11 protein-coding genes are annotated in these 14,316 nt (G+C 47.5%); 6 read left to right on the top strand and 5 right to left on the bottom strand.

Features of this window, described 5'->3' with window-relative positions; all coding sequences use genetic code 11:
* Positions 1 to 16: 16 nt before the first annotated feature.
* The 4 genes from VSQ32_14340 to murC all read right to left on the bottom strand — a co-directional run bounded on the left by VSQ32_14340 (position 17) and on the right by murC (position 5,150).
* Positions 17 to 1,201 carry a ribose-phosphate pyrophosphokinase gene (locus VSQ32_14340; protein MEH2944006.1) on the bottom strand — a complete coding sequence of 395 codons (1,185 nt, stop codon included), beginning with the start codon at positions 1,199 to 1,201 and terminating at the stop codon, positions 17 to 19.
* Positions 1,202 to 1,266: 65 nt separating this feature from the next.
* Positions 1,267 to 2,268: an ATP-binding protein gene (locus tag VSQ32_14335; protein ID MEH2944005.1), complete on the bottom strand. Its 1,002-nt coding sequence runs from the start codon at positions 2,266 to 2,268 to the stop codon at positions 1,267 to 1,269.
* Positions 2,269 to 2,307: 39 nt separating this feature from the next.
* Entirely contained in the window at positions 2,308 to 3,420 is a 1,113-nt protein-coding gene (locus tag VSQ32_14330; protein ID MEH2944004.1) for a DnaD domain protein, read from the bottom strand.
* Positions 3,421 to 3,770: 350 nt separating this feature from the next.
* Positions 3,771 to 5,150, bottom strand: a complete 1,380-nt coding sequence (murC, locus tag VSQ32_14325) for a UDP-N-acetylmuramate--L-alanine ligase (protein MEH2944003.1) — start codon at positions 5,148 to 5,150, stop codon at positions 3,771 to 3,773.
* A gap of 256 nt (positions 5,151 to 5,406) precedes the next feature.
* Between murC and VSQ32_14320 the strand changes: the two genes are divergently transcribed.
* The 3 genes from VSQ32_14320 to spoVG are packed head-to-tail and all read left to right on the top strand — an operon-like array spanning position 5,407 to position 8,102.
* A complete protein-coding gene (locus tag VSQ32_14320) occupies positions 5,407 to 6,681 on the top strand; it encodes a glucose-1-phosphate adenylyltransferase (protein MEH2944002.1) in 1,275 nt (424 codons plus the stop codon).
* Positions 6,678 to 7,793: a glucose-1-phosphate adenylyltransferase subunit GlgD gene (gene glgD, locus VSQ32_14315; GenBank protein MEH2944001.1), complete on the top strand. Its 1,116-nt coding sequence runs from the start codon at positions 6,678 to 6,680 to the stop codon at positions 7,791 to 7,793. The genes VSQ32_14320 and glgD overlap by 4 nt, the downstream gene beginning before the upstream one ends.
* Before the next feature lie 39 nt (positions 7,794 to 7,832).
* Positions 7,833 to 8,102 (top strand): septation regulator SpoVG, encoded by a 270-nt coding sequence (spoVG, locus tag VSQ32_14310; protein ID MEH2944000.1) that lies wholly within the window; start codon positions 7,833 to 7,835, stop codon positions 8,100 to 8,102.
* A 93-nt stretch (positions 8,103 to 8,195) separates the two neighbouring features.
* Here the strand turns inward: spoVG and VSQ32_14305 are convergent, their stop codons facing one another.
* The gene (locus VSQ32_14305) at positions 8,196 to 8,816 is read right to left on the bottom strand and encodes a DUF2284 domain-containing protein (GenBank protein MEH2943999.1); all 621 of its coding nucleotides are present in this window, start codon (positions 8,814 to 8,816) and stop codon (positions 8,196 to 8,198) included.
* Between the two features lie 252 nt (positions 8,817 to 9,068).
* Here VSQ32_14305 and VSQ32_14300 point away from each other — a divergent pair, with 252 nt between their 5' ends.
* The 3 genes from VSQ32_14300 (at position 9,069) to mfd (ending at position 14,139) form a co-directional block, all read left to right on the top strand.
* On the top strand, positions 9,069 to 9,899 hold the full coding sequence (locus VSQ32_14300; protein ID MEH2943998.1) for an undecaprenyl-diphosphate phosphatase: 831 nt from the start codon (positions 9,069 to 9,071) through the stop codon (positions 9,897 to 9,899).
* 53 nt (positions 9,900 to 9,952) lie between these two features.
* Positions 9,953 to 10,513: an aminoacyl-tRNA hydrolase gene (pth, locus tag VSQ32_14295; protein ID MEH2943997.1), complete on the top strand. Its 561-nt coding sequence runs from the start codon at positions 9,953 to 9,955 to the stop codon at positions 10,511 to 10,513.
* A gap of 74 nt (positions 10,514 to 10,587) precedes the next feature.
* Positions 10,588 to 14,139, top strand: a complete 3,552-nt coding sequence (mfd, locus tag VSQ32_14290; protein ID MEH2943996.1) for a transcription-repair coupling factor — start codon at positions 10,588 to 10,590, stop codon at positions 14,137 to 14,139.
* Positions 14,140 to 14,316: the final 177 nt, after the last annotated feature.

Here is a 14,316-nt window from a genome sequence, read left to right as displayed (position 1 = left end):
GCGGCAGCCCCCTTTTTTATCTGACTTTTTCTCCCGCCTTATACCGTTTCACCAGAGATTCAATTCTCTCGTAGGGATCCAGCAAATCACTGATGGAAGTATCGTGGTTTAAGGTATCAATAATGTAGGCAATGTATTTGCTCATATCGCAGTCGATATAGTAAGGCTTGCTTAATAATTCAGGCGTCTGGTAAGTAAGGTTGGTGGTTACCACTTTATAGATGATACCTTCTTCCACAGCCTTGTCAAATTTCTCCAGCCCGTTGGTGAACAGACCGAAGGTGGCCACAACGAAAATGCGGTTTGCATGGCGTTTTTTCAGTTCTGTGGCAACGTCAATCATGCTGTCGCCGGAGGATATCATATCGTCGATAATCAGCACGTCCTTGCCTGCAACGGAAGAACCAAGGAATTCATGAGCCACAATAGGATTGCGGCCATCCACAATCTTGCTGTAATCCCGGCGTTTGTAGAACATTCCCATATCAAGGCCCAGGACATTTGCCAGATATACCGCACGGTTGGTTCCGCCTTCGTCGGGGCTGATGACCATCATGTGATCGCTGTCAATCTGCAGATCATCCGTTTCCCGGAGAATGCTTTTGATAAACTGATAAGCGGGCTGTACCGTCTCAAAGCCATGAAGCGGGATGGCATTCTGCACGCGGGGGTCGTGGGCGTCAAAGGTGATAATATTGTCCACACCCATGCTGATTAATTCCTGAAGTGCAAGGGCACAGTCCAGAGATTCTCTGCCGGTGCGCCTGTGCTGGCGGCTCTCGTAGAGAAAGGGCATGATGACGGTGATTCTTCTGGCTTTTCCCCCTACAGCGGCGATAATACGTTTCAGATCCTGATAATGGTCGTCGGGAGACATATGGTTCTCATGGCCGCATACGGTGTAGGTAAGGCTGTAATTGGTCACATCTACCATAAGGAACAAATCGTAACCGCGGACAGAGTGTTTGATGGTGCCTTTTGCTTCGCCGGTGCCGAAACGGGGGGCGTGGCACTCCATCAGATAGGTGTCTCTCTGATAACCCCGGAACGCAATGTCATTTTCATGTTCGTGTTCCCGTTCCGCACGGAACCGTACAAGGTAGCGGTTCACCATTTCGCCAAGTTCCCGGCAGCTTTCCAGGGGAATCATGCCCAGAGAGCCGGTAGGGATAGTTTCATAGTTTCGTTCGTTACGCTGCATGGTAAGTCCTCCATAAATATATATTGAAAATGTTTTTGTGTACCTGTGAGCCCGGTTGGGATGGGTTACGTTCCTGTCTGCCGGGTGTGTCCCAGCTTTTTTTGCAGGCGGATGTCATTTCCGAACAGCTTTATCATGGTGTATTTGCTGGAAATTCTGGAAAAAGTACGCTCTGAGTATGTGTCAACAAGCTGACTCAGACTCAGGTTGGTGGAAATAATCGTAGATTTCCGCCGCAGAATGCGCTCATTGAGACACAGGAATAACTGAGACGATGTGAAAGCATTGGAAAGCTCCGTGCCCAGATCATCCAGAATCAGCAAATCGCAGTCAAAAATATTCCGGTAGTCCTCACTGTACTCCGTTTCTCTGCCAAACACATTTTTCTCAAAAATACGGAACAGAGAGGAGGCGGTAAAGTAGATAACCGAATGTCCGGAATCCAGAAGTTCTTTTGCAACACAATTGGACAGAAAAGTCTTGCCGATACCGGTATCTCCATAGAAAAACAGGTTGTGAAACTCCTCGTCAAAATTTCTGATAAAATCCAGACAGAGAGCCACCGCCTGCTTTGCAGTGGCCAGACTGGTCAGTCCGGTAGAGGGGTTTTTCCGTGTATCGGAATAATAATCATAAGTTAAATTCTGAAAATTTTCCAGCTCCAGGATTTGCCGCAGATTAGACTGGGTATAGACCAGGTCTATGGCAGCCTGCCGGAAACAGTGGCATTTTTCCCTGCCGATATATCCGGTGTCTTTACAGTCCGGGCACTGATACGGAGGGTCAAAATAATCAGCGGGATATCCATGGTCTGTCAGTATCTGCTTTTTCTCGGCAGTAAGGCCTGCAATGGTTTCCTTCAGACGGGAAAGAGCCTGGTCATCCCCTTCCATCAGTTTCCGTGCCTGGGCCACAGAAGCAGAAGAAATCGTTTTATCAATTTCTGCCAGCCTTGGATACTGACGGTAGAGCCTGTCCATCCGTTCCATCACAATATGACGGTTTTCCAGTTGTCTGTCTTCATAACGCCGGATTAAAGTATTGTACTGTGTATTGCTTAAAGCCATGGAAGCCTCCTTTTGGGTAATATGTAATGATTAAGGCTTTCACTGTGCACTGTTTAACAGCTCCGCTTCCAGCTGCTCCAGATTATAGGTGCGCTGGGGAAAACTGTTGAACCGGTTTGCGGCGGCTGTCCGTATGGGAGTGGACCTGGCTGCTTTTTCCGCAGTTTTCGAAGCCTGGAAAGAGGCGTCAGCCTTTCGGATGTCAGCGGCAGTACGAATGTTCTGTCTGTGCCAGTTTCTCAGAATACGGTCCGTGTATTCAAAATTAGGCTGATGAATATTCAGAATCGTACGGCTGCAGGCCTCGGTAATCATATCCTGCCCGAATCCCAGCTCTTTACTCCAGGTATCCAGATAAGCGGATTCCGCAGGAATCAGGTTCCGTCCCTGAATACCCAGGGATTTGAGAACTGCATAGTGAAGCTGGCTGTGGGTGTTGATGTTCTGCTTGGCCTGGGTTACGGTTGTAATGCCGGAATCTTTCCAGCTTAAAGCTATTTTCTCCATGTAATGCAGGCTGGAATGGCCGCCGGCAATACAGTACTCCAGAAGATAGACGATTAAATCCGCAGAAAGGCCCAGGCCGTCGTACCAGTAAAGCAACGTCTGGATATCGGTGGAAGTCAGAGGTCTGCCCAGATAACTTTCCGCCACAAACAGAAGCTCCCGGACTTCTTCCTTTTCCTGAAAGGCTGCCATGTGCTCCGCGGTATAAGAAGGCTTTTGGGGCGCGGGGGCAGGACGTGAAGATTCTGCTTTCTGGCCTTCGGAAAAGTATTCTTCCTGTTTCGGATTCTGTATTGCGGAAGTGGCTGCCTTCTTCAGGGGAACTGCGTCGTCTTTGGGGGAGGCAGCGTCAGAGTCCAGGAAATAGATACCGGAAATAGATTTGTCCTCACCGTATTCCAGCCGCAGCAAATTCATTTTTTCCCAGTATTTCAATGCCCGCTGAATATCTTTTTCCGTGTGGTCGAACCTGTCCGCAGTTGCGGAAATGGAAAAACTGCATCCCGGCGCGTTCATGCAGCGGAGCAGATATAAGTATATTTTTACAAATTCTCCGTTGGCGCCGGTCATGTATTCGTCAATGAAGCGGTTGGGAATTTCCGTTGTAGAATGATTGTTGTCTTTGCCTAATGTAATGTTTGCCATAATATCCTCCAGGTAAATTTCCGTTACTGGTCACAGGGCGGACCGTGATGATTTCCTTTCCTGTCATAATCTGAATCTCTTAATGTGGATTAAAGTATAGCACATAAAAATCAAAATGAGAAGCAAAATTTTTCCTGAAAACCCAGTAAAATCAAGGGATTGCGTAAATGTGGAAAGGGTGGATAATGTGGATAAGCGAACCGGGAAATCTTATGGTAACAGAAGAAAATCCGGGAAAGCCGGAAAAATGCGGAAATCTTCTCAACGGGGAAAAATATGTTATGTAAACTTAAAAATCCACATCCAAATTGGAAAAAGTTATCCAGTTTGAATGTGGATAAAGTGGATAACTATTTCCCCAGCAGGTGTTCTCCCACCTGTACAATGTCTCCGGCACCCATAGTTATCAACAAATCACCGTTTATACATTTATTTAATAAAAAGTTTTCAATTTCGTCAAAAGAGGGAAAATAGTAACATTCCTTTCCGAGGTTTTGTAACTTTTCCTGAAGGTTGCGGGAACTGATGCCCAGCGTATCCGTTTCCCGTGCCGCATAAATATCCGCCAGAACCACCACATCCGCCATGGAAAGGGAAGCGGCGAATTCGTCCATAAATGCCCTGGTGCGGGTATAGGTATGGGGCTGGAACACGCATATGATACGGTGGCTGCCGTAATTCTGGGCTGCAGTCAGGGTAGCGGTGATTTCAGCCGGGTGGTGGGCATAGTCGTCGATAATGGTAATGCCGCCAAGGCTTCCCTTGTATTCAAACCGCCGCTCAGGGCCTTCAAAGCCTGCCAGGGCAGACTGGATGTGTTCCAGAGAAATACCCAGTTCCAGAGCCAGGCCGCAGGCTGCCAGAGCGTTGCTTACATTGTGAATGCCGGGTACGCTCAGGGAAACGGGGCCAAGAGCCCTGTTTTTGTACATTAACGTAAAGTCTGCGCATCCCTGAGTATTAAAAACGATATTGTCAGCATAATATGAATCAGAGGGGGCCAGTCCATAAGTGGCAATGCTGCAGGAAAGCCCTTCGGTGAGTTCCGGAATATTTTCAATTTCTCCATTGATTATCAGCGTGCCTTCCGGAGGCACATTTTCCGCAAAGCGCCGGAATGAGCGCCGGATATCATCAATATCCTGGAAGAAATCCAGATGATCTTCTTCTATATTTAATATGAGGGCATATCTGGGGTAAAAGTTCAGAAAACTGTTGGTATATTCACATGCTTCCGTTAAAAATACGTCTGAGCCGCCCACACGGATATTTCCCTGAATGGAATTCAGGATACCGCCCACGGATACGGTGGGGTCTGCGCAGGCTTCCAGGAGAATCTGGGTAATCATGGAAGTGGTGGTGGTTTTGCCGTGGGTGCCGGATACGGCGATGGACTGCTGGTAATTGTCCATAATCTGGCCCAGAAGTTCAGCTCTGGTGAGAGTGGGGAGCTGCCGGTCCACAGCAGCTTTTAATTCCGGATTGTCCGCATGGATGGCCGCAGTATATACCACTGCGTCAATGTCTTCTTTTATATTGGAGGCCCGCTGGCCCGGATAAATTTCCGCGCCCAGCCGTTCCAGTTTCTCTGTCAGTTCGGAAGTTCTGGCGTCGGAGCCGGAAATGCGGAAATTTTCTTTTAACAGGATTTCGGCAAGGCCGCTCATGCTGATGCCCCCGATGCCGATAAAATGAAGATGGATTGGTTTTTTGAAGTTGATTTTGTACATATTATTTTACCTGCCGCTCTCTTTTAATTAATCATTTTTATTTTATACCAATATAAGGCATTTTGCAAATTGAAAATATGGAGGTTTCAGAGGAAAATCATGGAAGTCTCCGGGAGAAAAGGAATGAATATTGTATGAAATGACAAATATATCTATTTTTTGCGAAAAAAATTGTGAAATATGTGTACTAAAAGATTCTTTTGTGATATAATTGGTCTACAGGAAACAAGAAATTAATTGACGAGAGGTGAGAGACATGATTCGTAAAGAAATGATTGCCATGCTCCTGGCTGGAGGACAGGGAAGTCGTCTGGGAGTACTGACTTCTGAAGTCGCAAAACCTGCGGTAGCATTTGGCGGCAAGTACCGAATTATTGATTTTCCGTTGAGTAACTGTGTGAACTCCGGGATAGACACCGTAGGGGTATTGACGCAGTACCAGCCATTGCGGTTAAATGCTCATATAGGGATTGGTATTCCGTGGGATTTGGACCGCAATCATGGCGGAGTCACCGTATTGCCTCCTTATGAAAAGAGCGATAACAGTGAATGGTATACTGGTACTGCCAATGCAATCTATCAGAATTTAAATTATATTGAAAGCTATCATCCGGAATATGTACTGATTCTCTCAGGGGATCACATTTATAAGATGAATTATGAAGTGATGCTTGATTTTCATAAAGAGAATAATGCAGACGTCACGATTGCTGCCATGCCGGTACCATGGGAGGAGGCAAGCCGATTCGGACTGGTAATTACCGATGAGAACAAACAGATTCAGGAGTTTGAAGAGAAACCGGCGAATCCAAGAAGCAATCTGGCCTCAATGGGTATTTATATTTTTACCTGGAGTGTGTTAAAGGAAGCACTGATTACCATGTCGGAACAGAGTAACTGTGATTTCGGCAAGCATATCATTCCTTACTGCAGGGAAAACGGCAGACGACTGTTTGCCTATGAGTATAACGGATACTGGAAGGATGTGGGAACCCTTGGTTCTTACTGGGAGGCCAATATGGAACTGATTGACCTGATTCCGGAATTCAACCTGTATGAGGAATACTGGAAGATTTATACCAAGACTGAGGTGATAGAGCCTCAGTATATTTCACCGGAGGCTGTGACAGAACGTTGTATTATCGGGGAAGGCTGTGAAATCAACGGTCAGATTTACGGCTCGGTGATTGGGCCGGGTGTCATTATCGGTAAGAATTCTGTGGTACGGGATTCCATTATAATGGAAGGAACCGTGATTGGTGACAATGTTACCGTAACCAAATCCATCATTGCGGAAAATGTAAAAATCGGCAATAATGTGGAGCTGGGCATAGGAGATGAGGTTGAAAACAAACTGAACAGCAGCGTGTATGCTTTCGGCCTTGTGACAATTGGAGAGAATTCCGTGATTCCGCCGGATGTTAAGATTGGAAAAAATACGGCGATATCCGGTGAGACAGCGGCAGAAGACTACCCCAATGGCATTCTGGCAAGCGGAGAATCTATCATTAAGGCAGGTGACATAGTATGAAGGCATTAGGGATTATATTAGCAGGTGGAAATAACAGTAAGATGCAGGAGCTTTCCAATAAGAGAGCCATTGCAGCCATGCCGGTAGGCGGAAGTTACCGGTGTATTGATTTTGCCCTCAGTAATATGAGCAATTCCCATATTCAGAAGGTGGCTGTACTTACCCAGTACAATGCCAGAAGTCTGAACGAGCATTTAAGCTCCTCCAAATGGTGGGATTTTGGCCGGAAACAGGGCGGCCTGTATGTATTCAATCCTACGGTCACCTCCGACAATGCATGGTGGTATCGGGGAACCGCAGACGCCATGTACCGGAACCTGGATTTTCTGAAAAGAAGCCATGAGCCCTATGTAATAATTGCAGCCGGAGACTGTGTATACAAAATGGACTACAACAGGATTCTGGAGTATCACATTGAGAAGAAGGCAGACATTACCATTGTATGCAAGGACATGCCGGTGGGAGAAGATGTGAGCCGCTTCGGCGTGGTACGCATGAATGAAGATTCCAGAATTGTGGAATTTGAGGAGAAGCCCATGGTTGCCCAGTCCAATACTATTTCTGCCGGAATTTATGTGATCCGCAGAAGACAGCTGATTGAAATGCTGGAGCGCTGCGCCGAGGAGAACCGTCATGATTTTGTAACAGATATTTTAATCCGCTATAAGAACATGAAGCGTATTTACGGCTATAAGATGGAGGAATACTGGAGCAATATTGCTACGGTGGAATCCTACTACAGGACAAATATGGATTTCCTGAAGCCGGAGGTACGGAGATATTTCCGAAATGAACCCAAGATTTATTCCAAGATTGACGACCTTCCGCCGGCGAAGTACAATGTGGGTTCCGATGTGCGCAACAGTCTGATTTCCAGCGGGTGTATCATCAACAGCAAGGTGGAGAATTCCATCCTGTTTAAGAAAGCCTTTGTAGGAAAGAACTGCGTTATTAAGAATTCGATTATTCTGAATGACGTATATATCGGAGATAATACACATATTGAGAACTGTATTGTAGAGAGCCGGGATACATTGCGCGCCAACACCTATTTCAGCGGCGGCGATGGAATCAAGGTAGTATATGAACATAACGAAAGGTATGTTATTTGACATTTTGTCTGAATGGCATATGAAGGGGGCAGGAGATTTATGCAGATAACAGATGTAAGAATCCGCAAGGTAGAGAAGGAAGGAAAGATGCGGGCGGTAGTTTCCATAACTATTGACGAAGAATTTGTGGTACATGATATTAAAGTGATTGAAGGTGAGAAGGGCCTGTTCATTGCAATGCCCAGCAGGAAAGCAGCAGACGGTGAATATCGGGATATTGCCCATCCTATCAATTCCCAGACCAGAGAGACCATACAGCAGATTATACTTGAAAGGTACCGGACGGAGATGGAAGCTGTCGAAGCATAGACCGAAATTAATTATGAAATGTAAAAATGGAAGCCAGTGCAGAGGAGACTTTGCACTGGCTTATACGTTCGGTATTTTGATTTTGCAGAAACTTTATGATATTACATACATTTGACACGCATCCCGCAAATATTCCAGGGAGAGTTCCTCATTGGTCAGAATGCCGCAGACCACGGAAGTGTACCGGGGCGCACAGGATTTCCGGTACCATAACAGCGGTTTCTGAAAACAGTCCGTTACCATCTGATTCACGTCAATGCCCAGAGCCTCAAAGCTGTATGACATGGAAGCCGGATGTGCGCAGGGGGCTCCTCCCTTGCATTTGCAGGATTTGCAGAGGCGGCAGCTTCCTGTTGATATATAGCTTCCGTGCAGCTCTGCCATTCGGCGGGTGAACCGGTCTGCTCTGGATTTCAGGACGCTGTTTGCGGCTTTCACCTTCAGATAGCTGTTTTTAATATAGGAGAATTCTGCCAGTTCCGTGTGCATAAAGATAACGTACAGATTCTTCCAGTGGCCGGTGAAATCTGCAAAGGAAGGGGCAAAGGGCGGGCATGACCATTTACGGGCATAATTTGGACATCCGTTTTTGCAGAGGGCGTCAAAAGTTGTCTTGTCCTCGTATTCGGCGCATTGGGCCGGCGTACGGAGACAGAGTTCAACGGTGTAGGGGATTGTGGCAGATTTTGTTGCCGCATAATGGGTGAAATTCATAAATCATATCCTCGTGTGCATTCTTTTTGTTTCCATAAAGGTGGTAATCCCGTCAGCCACAGACAAAAGCTCTGTCAGAAATTTGTGACAACGTAGCCGGAATGTCTGCGGCATGGGGTTTTCAATAGTTGCCTTTTTATCATAACATATTTTTATGTTCTGCTTTTAAGAAAAAATTAACCATATTTATTCCTAAATGTTCCAATAATATGATATACTGTATGGAGTCGATTTGAGAAAGGAATAAATGTCATGTTGGAAATTTTAAAAGCAATAGTATACGGAATCGTAGAAGGAATTACGGAATGGCTTCCGGTGAGCAGTACCGGACATATGATTCTGCTGGAAGAAATTATGCCCATGAAGGTGTCCCAGGAGTTCTGGAACATGTTTCTGGTGGTAGTGCAGCTTGGAGCAATTCTGGCTGTGGTTCTGCTGTTCTGGAACCGGATTTTTCCGTTGAAGCGGAACAGGAGAAGACAGATTCGGATAGACTGGAATATTATGAATCTCTGGGGTAAGATTCTGGTGGCATGTATTCCGGCAGGTATTGTGGGAATACTGTTTGATGACTGGCTGGAGGAACATCTGTATAATTTCTGGGTAGTGGCAGTTATGCTGATAGCAGTGGGAATTATTTTTATTGTGGTGGAGAACCGGAACCGGGGCGTAAGGCCTGTGATTCGCACCACCGATGAACTGGACTACCGGGTAGCCCTTCTGATTGGAATGTTTCAGCTTGTGGCGGCGGTATTTCCGGGAACTTCCCGCTCCGGCGCAACAATTATCGGTGCGCTGATGATTGGAGTGTCACGGACTGTGGCGGCAGAATTTACGTTTTATCTCGCCATTCCTGTAATGTTCGGCGCAAGCCTTCTGAAATTATTAAAATTTGGTTTAACTTTTACTTCCATGGAACTGGGAATCCTGCTTACCGGAATGGTTGTGTCTTTTGTCGTGTCCGTTGTGGTCATCCGTTTCCTGATGGGATATATCAAAAAGCATGACTTTAAGGTGTTCGGCTGGTACCGGATTGCGCTGGGCGCGGTGGTACTTCTGTACTTTGGAGTGATTGCACCATGATAGCAGAATGGTTTCAGACGTTACGGAAATCCCAAAGAGAAAAGGAGACGCCCATGTTTATCATCGCAGGCCTGGGAAATCCCACCGGAAAATATGAGAAAACCCGCCACAACGTAGGATTTGACGTCATTGATTTGCTGGCGGAAAAATATAATATAAGAATAAATGAGAAAAAGCACAGGGCTTTGTGCGGAACAGGAATCATGGAGGGGCAGAAGGTGCTGCTGGTGAAGCCTCAGACCTTTATGAACTTAAGCGGCGAGAGTATCGGGGCAATCCTGAATTTTTATAAAATACCGCCGGAGACAAACCTGATTGTGCTCTATGATGATATCAGCCTTCCTCCAGGCAGGCTCAGAATCCGGAAAAAGGGCAGTGCCGGAGGGCACAACGGTATAAAAAATATTATAAGCCATGTTGGAACGCAGGAATTTCTGCGGATTAAAATCGGCGTGGGAGAAAAGCCCCGGGGATGGGATCTGGCGGATTATGTGCTGAGCCGGTTTTCCGGAGAAGAGCGCAGGCAGGTGGAAGAAGCCTTTGGAAAAGCCTGCGACGCGGCGGCGTTGATGGTGCAGGGAGAGACAGACCGGGCCATGAACCAGTTTAACTGAATGCAGAAACAGGCATGTGCGGGAACCTGTATGTATGTGCTCATGTTCCATAAGTATGTGGTATGGAGGCGATTATGAAAAGTTTTACAGAGCCTTTGTCAGAGCTGAAAGAGTATGAAGACTTAAAGGCACAATTGAAGAAAGGAAAAGAGGTGGTGCAGGTTTCCGGGTGCATAGATACCCAGAAGCCTCATTTCATGTACAGTCTGCTCCGGGAGCAGGAAAGCTGCCTGATTGTGACTTTTCAGGAGCAGAAGGCAAAGGAGCTGTATGAGAGTTACCGGTTCTTTGACCGGCAGGTATTGTATTATCCCCCCAGAGATGTGCTGTTTTACCAGTCGGATATCCGGGGCAATCTGCTGACGGGAGAACGTCTGACAGCGGTAAAAGCCATTCTGGAGCAGGAAAAAGTGACGGTAATTACCACCTTTGACGCTCTGATGGATAAAATTGTGCCCCTTGCACATATACGCAGAGCCATTCTGGAATATTCCCTGGGGGAAACTCTGGACATGGAGGAAGTGAAAAAACGTCTGGTGCAGATGGGCTATGAGCGGAATTATCAGGTGGAGGCCGCCGGACAGTTTGCCATGCGGGGCGGAATTCTGGATATTTTTCCTCTGACGGAGGAAAATCCCTGCCGTATTGAACTGTGGGGAGATGAAATTGACTCCATGCGCAGATTTGACGTGGAGAGCCAGCGCTCTATTGAAAATCTGGAGCAGGTGCGCATTTATCCTGCCAGTGAAATGGTGCTGTTTCCGGAACTGGCAGAGAGGGGCCTGAAAGCTCTGGAAAAAGAAAAAAAGGAGCTGTATGAAATATTCCGGAAAGAAATGAAGACAGAGGAAGCCCACCGGCTGAAAACCATGGTGGAGGGTTTTTCGGAAGAAATCAGAGAACTGGGGCAGGGAACGGGAGCGGATAGCTATCTCATGTATTTCATGGAAGAAACCGTATCTTTTCTGGATTATTTCAACTGGGAGCATACGCTGCTGTTTCTGGATGAGCCGGCCCGCCTGGCGGAAAAAGGCAGGGTGGTGGAGCAGGAATTTTCTGAAAGTATGAGCCATCGGCTGGAAAAAGGCTATATTCTGCCGGGACAGATGAAAGCGCTGTATACGGGAAAAGAGATTTTTGCAGGAATACAGCGGAAAAGATGCGTGGCCCTTACCACCCTTGACATGAAAATCAGCGAACTGGAGGCGGCCCATCGGTATACGGTTTCCGTCCGAAGCGTAAATTCCTATAACCGCAGTTTTGAACTGCTGATTAAGGATTTACAGCAGTATCGGAAAAACAAATATCAGGTAATCCTGCTGTCCGGTTCCAGAACCCGTGCGGGCCATCTGGCAGAGGATTTGCAGCAGGAAGGGCTGAACTGTTTTTGCAGTCAGGATTATGACCATCCGGTGCAGCCGGGCGAGGTGATGGTGGCATACGGCAAGCTGAAAAAGGGCTTTGAATATCCGGATATCAAGTTTGTGGTGATTTCTGAAAGCGATATTTTCGGCGGAGAGCAGAAGCGCAGGAAAAAACGCAGGGTATATGAAGGAGAAAAAATCCAGAGCTTTACGGATTTGAGTATCGGAGATTATGTGGTGCACGAGCGTTACGGGGTAGGGGTCTACCGGGGTATTGAAAAGGTGGAAATTCAGAAAACCGCCAAAGATTATGTGAAAATCGAGTACGATAAGGGGAGCACTCTGTATGTGCTGGCCACTCAGCTGGAGGCCATTCAGAAATACGCCGGAGCGGAGGCAAAAAAGCCGAAAATCAACCGTCTGGACGGGCAGGAATGGAGTAAAACCAGAAGCCGGGTGAAAGGGGCTGTGCAGGAGATTGCAAAAGAACTGGTGGAACTGTACGCCGTGCGCCAGCAGTCGGAAGGCTTTGCCTACGGGGAAGACACCGTGTGGCAGAAGGAATTTGAAGAGCTGTTTCCCTTTGAGGAGACCGAGGACCAGGAGCTTGCCATTGAAGCCACCAAGCGGGATATGGAGAGCAGGAAGATTATGGACCGGCTGATTTGCGGAGATGTGGGATACGGAAAGACGGAAATTGCCATACGGGCGGCCTTTAAGGCCATTCAGGACGGAAAACAGGTGGTATACCTGGTGCCCACCACGATTCTGGCCCAGCAGCATTACAATAACTTTGTCCAGCGGATGAAGGATTTTCCGGTGCGGGTGGATCTGATGTGCCGGTTCTGTACAGCCGGGCAGATGAAGAAGACGGTGGAAGACCTGAAGAAAGGTATGGTGGATATTGTAATCGGCACCCACCGGGTACTTTCCAAAGACGTGGTGTTTAAAGATCTGGGTCTCCTGATTATCGACGAAGAACAGCGGTTCGGCGTGGCTCATAAAGAAAAAATCAAGCAGATGAAGAAAAATGTGGATGTGCTCACCCTGACTGCCACGCCTATTCCCCGTACCCTTCATATGAGCCTGATAGGCATCCGGGATATGAGCGTACTGGAGGAGCCTCCCATGGATCGTATGCCCATCCAGACTTACGTGATGGAATACAATGAGGAGATTGTGCGGGAAGCTATCAATCGGGAGCTGGCCAGGGAGGGACAGGTATATTATGTGTTCAACCGGGTAAATCAGATTGTGGAGGTGACTTCCGGAATTGCCCGTCTGGTGCCGGAGGCAAACGTGGCTTTTGCCCACGGCCAGATGAAGGAGCGGGAACTGGAAAATATCATGTATCAGTTTATCAACGGAGAGATTGACGTACTGGTGTCTACCACAATTATTGAAACAGGACTTGATATTTCCAATGTGAATACCATGATTATTCAGGATGCGGACAACATGGGACTGTCTCAGCTTTACCAGCTGCGTGGCCGGGTGGGGCGTTCCAGCCGGACAGCCTATGCCTTTCTCATGTACCGTCAGAACAAAATGCTGAAGGAAGTGGCGGAAAAGCGGCTGTCAGCCATAAAGGAATTCACAGAGCTGGGCAGCGGGTTTAAAATCGCCATGCGGGATCTGGAAATCCGCGGGGCCGGAAACCTGCTGGGAGCCCGGCAGCATGGCCATATGGAAGCAGTGGGGTATGATTTGTACTGCAAAATGCTGAATGAAGCAGTGAAATCCCTGAAAGGGGAGGTGCAGGCAGAACCCTTCGACACCACACTGGAGCTGGATGTGGACGCTTTTATCCCGCCTGCCTATATTCCCAATGAATTTCAGAAGCTGGATATATACAAGCGGATTGCAGTCATTGAAAATCAGGAAGAACGGGAGGAAATGCTGGAAGAACTGATTGACCGGTTCGGAGAGCCTCCCAAATCCGTAGAAAACCTGCTGGCCATCGCACTGCTGAAAGCCAAAGCCCATAGCTGCTATTACACGGAAGTGAAAGAGATGGGAGAAAAAATCAAATTTACATTTTATTTTCAGGCTAAAATCAACCCTGCCAGCATCGCACAGTTTACGGAAAAGTATCATGGGGCCCTGCAGTTTATCCGGGACGCCAAAACGCCCGGTTTTGAATACCTGAAAAATCATAATACCCGGCAGAAAGGCGCCGGCACACTGGAAACGGTGGGATGTATTCTGGAGGATACCTGGGAATTGCTGGTGGAGCATGGGGAATTGCAGCCGGGCGCATGAATCGCCCACGAGAATGGCTATGTCTGAGAGACCAGTTCAGCCCACGCCCCTTTTAACAATCCCCGGACCGCCTGGCAGGCAGGCTATCCGCTGCTGAAGCAGCTCCTGTCTGAGGCTTGAGGGGCGTTCCCCTCATAGCCAGCATTCTGCGTTCATTCATGCAAGCATGAATCGCCC

Source organism: Lachnospiraceae bacterium JLR.KK002, from assembly GCA_036941025.1.
Lineage (GTDB): Bacteria > Bacillota > Clostridia > Lachnospirales > Lachnospiraceae > Petralouisia.
This window is presented reverse-complemented; position numbering and strand designations above follow the sequence as displayed.

Coding starts and splice junctions, on each gene's coding strand:
- VSQ32_14340 (MEH2944006.1), bottom strand. CDS start 1,201: ATGCAGCGTAACGAACGAAACTATGAAACTATCCCTACCGGCTCTCTG.
- VSQ32_14335 (MEH2944005.1), bottom strand. CDS start 2,268: ATGGCTTTAAGCAATACACAGTACAATACTTTAATCCGGCGTTATGAA.
- VSQ32_14330 (MEH2944004.1), bottom strand. CDS start 3,420: ATGGCAAACATTACATTAGGCAAAGACAACAATCATTCTACAACGGAA.
- murC (MEH2944003.1), bottom strand. CDS start 5,150: ATGTACAAAATCAACTTCAAAAAACCAATCCATCTTCATTTTATCGGC.
- VSQ32_14320 (MEH2944002.1), top strand. CDS start 5,407: ATGATTCGTAAAGAAATGATTGCCATGCTCCTGGCTGGAGGACAGGGA.
- glgD (MEH2944001.1), top strand. CDS start 6,678: ATGAAGGCATTAGGGATTATATTAGCAGGTGGAAATAACAGTAAGATG.
- spoVG (MEH2944000.1), top strand. CDS start 7,833: ATGCAGATAACAGATGTAAGAATCCGCAAGGTAGAGAAGGAAGGAAAG.
- VSQ32_14305 (MEH2943999.1), bottom strand. CDS start 8,816: ATGAATTTCACCCATTATGCGGCAACAAAATCTGCCACAATCCCCTAC.
- VSQ32_14300 (MEH2943998.1), top strand. CDS start 9,069: ATGTTGGAAATTTTAAAAGCAATAGTATACGGAATCGTAGAAGGAATT.
- pth (MEH2943997.1), top strand. CDS start 9,953: ATGTTTATCATCGCAGGCCTGGGAAATCCCACCGGAAAATATGAGAAA.
- mfd (MEH2943996.1), top strand. CDS start 10,588: ATGAAAAGTTTTACAGAGCCTTTGTCAGAGCTGAAAGAGTATGAAGAC.